An 807-nucleotide genomic window follows, 5' to 3' on the forward strand; every position below is an offset into this window, starting at 1 on the left:
CCCCGCCCCGCGCCCCGCCCCCCTCCACGCCCAGCGCCCGCTCCGGCAGCTCCCCGGCCACGAACGTCCCCGACCCCACCCTCCCCACCAGATACCCTTCCGCCAGCAGCTCCTCGAACGCCGTCATCACCGTGTTCCGCGACACCCCGAGCTGCTCTGCCAGCAGCCGCGTCGACGGCACCCGGCTCCCCACCTGCCACCGCCCCTCCACGATCGCCCGCCGCACCGCCTCGTAGAGCTGCCGATGCAGCGGCCCCCCACGCCGCCCATCCAGCGACACGAACGTCGCCATCCCCCCGGCCACCCGCTTCCGACGACGTTGCGGCTTCCCTGCCGACCTGCGCGACACCCGGACCAACGCACACCCACCGACGGGACGCCGTGCCTCTTCCGACGCGCCCCCGCGCGCCCTCTCCCCCAAGGTCGCCCCGGCCCCCTTGGCGTCGATGCTCGTCCAAAGAAACGCCCCTGGCGACCGGCGGCAGCATAGGAGCCCCCACCCCTCCCGATCCAGGCCCTGCGCCCTCCCTCGCAGCCTCCAGCGCGACCCCCAGCCCCTCACCCCTCCAGCGCGGCCCCCGGCCCCTCACCCCCACTGTGCCTTCCCCTCGCCACCCCCCCGGGAACTTCCCCCGCCGCGCCGCCTCTAAGCCTCCCCATGCCAGCCCCGCCGCTCCCCCGCGCCGCCCTCTCCGTCGCGCTCCTGCTCCCCGCCTGGCTCGGCTGCGGCGCCGCCCCCACGCCCCGTGCCCCCGCCGCGGCATCTTCCCCCGCGCCCGCCCACGATCAAGCTCAGTTTATCGCCCT

General features: G+C 76.3%; 1 protein-coding gene. It reads right to left on the bottom strand.

The features are described from left to right. On the bottom strand, window positions 1–292 hold a 292-nt coding region (locus CAP_RS43310), incomplete at its 3' end, for a GntR family transcriptional regulator (protein WP_044252756.1). Window positions 293–807: the final 515 nt, after the last annotated feature.

Origin of the sequence: Chondromyces apiculatus DSM 436, from assembly GCF_000601485.1 — a bacterium.
Taxonomy (GTDB): domain Bacteria; phylum Myxococcota_A; class Polyangia; order Polyangiales; family Polyangiaceae; genus Chondromyces; species Chondromyces apiculatus.